Raw genomic sequence first — 3,623 nt, forward strand, 5'->3', positions numbered from 1 at the left:
CGCGCGACCGCACGGTGTCCGGCGGATCGGGCCACGCTTCGCCGTCGACGATCCAGCCATCCTTCGATGGCCCGAGCTGCTCGTAGCGGAACGTCCACAGCACCGACGTGGCCGGCGCGGCCTTGTGGCAGACGGTGCCCCAGCGTTCGCGGACCGTCTCTTTCTGGTACTCGCTGCGCGTGAACGCTTTCGGCGTGGCGTTCGGCGTCCAGGCCAGCAGCGCGAGCTGCACTTCGAGCTGGGCGCTGGCCGGGTCGATCGGGTTCTTGAGCGTCCACCACACGGACGGCTTGTCGCCGTCGCCGATCGGGCCCACCAGTTCCACCTTCGTGATTTCGTAGCGCACCCAGTTCTTGCCCTGCTGCTGCCAGCCGTTCTCCGCCGCGCCGGGATGGTTCAGCGGCGCGCTGCCGAACACCGTGAGCCCGTCGTCGACCGGCGGCACCGACAGCATCAGCACGGGGATCGCGTCGACCGGCACGGCCGGCGTCTGGTCGGTGGTACCGCCTTCGGTCGCCGTGCCGATGGCGCCGTCGACCGGGCGATCCGTGCCCGTGCCCAGCACCAGCGCGGGCGAGCGCGAGACGAGCTTCAGATCGCGCACGAGCGGCGGGGCAGGGAGCTTCGGCACGTTCGTGGCGCCCAGGTGGAAGTCGACGCAACCCTTGATCGTGAAGAAGAACAGGTCCACTTCGCCGCAGATCTCGCCGTCGATCCTGGAGATGCGTTCGCGCCGACCGTCCGGCAGCACGTTCTCGCCGACGTCCACGTCCAGCTCCGCGTAGGCGCTGATGCTGAGGATGAACAGCACCAGTTCGCCGCGCACGTACAGCCGGCCCGCGAGGCGGAACGGGTCGAAGCCGAGCACCGCGTCGAAGCCGGCGCCGATGCGCAGGTACAGCCGTGCCGGCACGCTGCCCCACGTGAACGCGGCGCGCAGGCCGGTGCCGATGGCGAAGCCGTAGACTTGCGGCAGGCCGGCGTCGGGATAGGCGGGCAGGCCGTTCCCGGACAACATCAGGTAGCCGGACGCGTCGATCACGGACAGGATCGTGCATTGCACCGGGTCGCTGCGCTGGCCGAGGTACAGGTGCCAATCCTCGCCCTTCTTGAGGTTGAAGAACGCTTCGATCGGCACGCGGATCTTGATCAGCGGGTCGATCGTGTAATCGGCGACGATGCCGATCGTGAGCGTGCCGCGGCCGGCGTCCAGGTCGATCACGGCCAGCAGATTGCCCTCGGCGTTCTTGTCCTTCAGCGCGGGCATCGGTTGCAGCAGGCGCGCCTTCATCATCAGCAGGATGCGCGGGCCGGGCAGTTCGAGCATGAACACGCCCTTCAGGTTGAACACGACGCTGCTGCCCATCGTGCCGATCGTCGCGCCCACGCCGAACGCCCAGTGGTCCGGATTGCCCTTCCACGCGTCGGGATTGGTCGGATTGCCGCCGGCCCGGTTCTTCAGCCAGTCGAGAGCGATCGTGGGGCCGGTCAGCCCGTCCTCGTCGCGCGCGTAGTGCATCGCGAACATGCCGAGGAAGCCGTAGATGCCGAGGCCCGAGCCGCCGAGCGGAATCGCGACCGGCAGCTCCAGCTCCAGCGCGACGAACACGCCCGTGCGGCCTTCCACGTGCGTCACCTTGAGCACGGCGCGCACGCGGGTGTCGATCGGGACCAGCTGCAGGTCGATGGCGCCGGCGACTTCCTCGCCCAGTTCGAAGCTGCCCTTGCCGACCAGGACACCGGGGATGTTCACGCCGGCGCCGAACGCGGTCAGCTCCACGCCCGCCACGCCGCCTTCCTCGGCGAATTTCAGGCGCACGCGCGCGCGGTCGAACGTGACGACGCCCAGGTCAGCGTTCAGGCCCAGGTCGAATTCGAACGACAGCGGATTGGTACGCGCCACGCGCGCGCCAAGGATCTTGATGAACTGGCCGAGCGGATCGGGCACCGTGATGCCGCCGCCGCTCGTGAGATCGATCGAATAGCCGCGCGACGAATCGAACACGGGGCGGAACTGGAAATCGCGCTCGCCCGGCGTATTCCCGAAGCGCATGCCGATCGCCTTGTAGCGCACGGACAGCGGCGACTCGCGCGGGATGGTCAGCAAGGTGATCCCGCCGATTTTCACGTTCGCCGACACGGCGGTCTCGATGTCGCCCAGGATCGCCACCTCGGTGCCGTTGGCGCGCTTGCGCACAGCGATTTCTCCGCCCCACAGCACGACGCGTTCGACGTTGAAGTAGCCGGCCTGCGCGAGCCCGGTCGCGAGTGCCACGCCGCCGACCGCGAGCACCGCCGGCACCATGTCGCCGGACGCCGGGTTGGCGGGGGCGGCGGCGTCGAGCAGGGGCGCGAACAGGGCCGTCATGCCGAGCAGGTTGCGGCCGAAGTGTCCCTCCGCGAGCAGCGGCTGGCCGGGCAGTTGGCCCGTCATCACGAGGCCGTCCTTGTCGGCAGGGTCCGCACCCAGGTACGCGAGCGCGCTCCAGTCGCCCGTCGCGTTATCGATCTGGAAGACGATGCGCGCCTTGATCACGCCATCCATCGGATTGCTGCCCATGCCGCGCAGGACGGGCTCCATGCCCGGGTCGCCGCCGTTCTGCTGGATGAACTGTTCGGACGGCGTGTTGATGTCGAATTCGCCGTAGACCTCGACCGCCACGAACTCGTCGCGCACGATGCGCACCTTGGCGCCCAGCGCGCGGAACCAGCTGGGCGGCGTCGGCTGCGTCGGGGCCGGGTCGGGCGTGTTCACGGGGATCTGCGGCACCTTGGTTGCGCCGCGCGACACCGTGCCCTTCGTGACGGTGCCGGTCAGCGGCGCGGCCGGCAGCCTGGCATCGGCGCGCCAGTTCGTGCGGCGCGTGTCGAGGTCGGAACTGCCCACCGGCCCGCGGCCGAGGAGGGTGAAGTGGAGGTTCTTGCCCGGTGCCGCGGCGCGGATGATGTGCGCAAACGCTTCCGCGCGCCGGCGCGACAGCAGGAAGTTGTAGTCGACGTCGTTCGGGTCGTCCTCGTTGCTGGCCCAGCCCGTGATCTCGATGGTGGACCCGGCCGGTACGCGGTCCAGGCGCGCCGCGTAGGTGCTGCCCACGGGATTGCCCGTGAACGGGCTTTCCGCCGCATCGGTGGCGGCCGCGCCGGTGCTGGAATTGGCCGGCCTGGTCACGTCGGCGGTCGGCGTGGAGCCCACGGTGCCGGGCAGGCCCGCCACGTAATCGATGCCGGTGGTCGGGTCGTGCTCGGGCAGTTGTTTGTTCGTCGGGCGGTCGAAGCGGAAATAGGCAGTCACCGTCTCCGGGCCTGCGCCCACGGCCGGCGTGGTCGCTTCCACTTCGGCCGACTCGTTCTCGCCCAGTTCGACGGTGCAGTCTGCGCCGGCGGGATAGTCCTTCGCCGGCGCCGCGGGCGGCTTGCGCACCTTCCACGTGGTGGCGGGGTCAGGCGGATCGAGCGTGATCGTGATGCTCGAATGGTTGCGCGCCTTGAGGCGGAACGGGGGCGCGCCGACCGGCGTGCCGTCGCGCGTGATGCTGCCGGTGTCGAACTGCGCCTCCGCGACGATGGGCGTGCCCGGCTTGGTGCTGCCGGTCTTCGGGCCGGCCGCGATGGTCAGCTGGGCC

At 69.7% G+C, this 3,623-nt stretch carries 1 protein-coding gene; it reads right to left on the reverse strand.

The window, feature by feature from the left end:
- Positions 1-3,623: hypothetical protein (locus ACEN88_RS26725; protein WP_413344538.1), on the reverse strand; the 3,623-nt coding region annotated here is incomplete at both ends.

Source organism: Massilia sp. CT11-108, from assembly GCF_047302915.1.
GTDB lineage: Bacteria > Pseudomonadota > Gammaproteobacteria > Burkholderiales > Burkholderiaceae_D > Telluria > Telluria orientalis.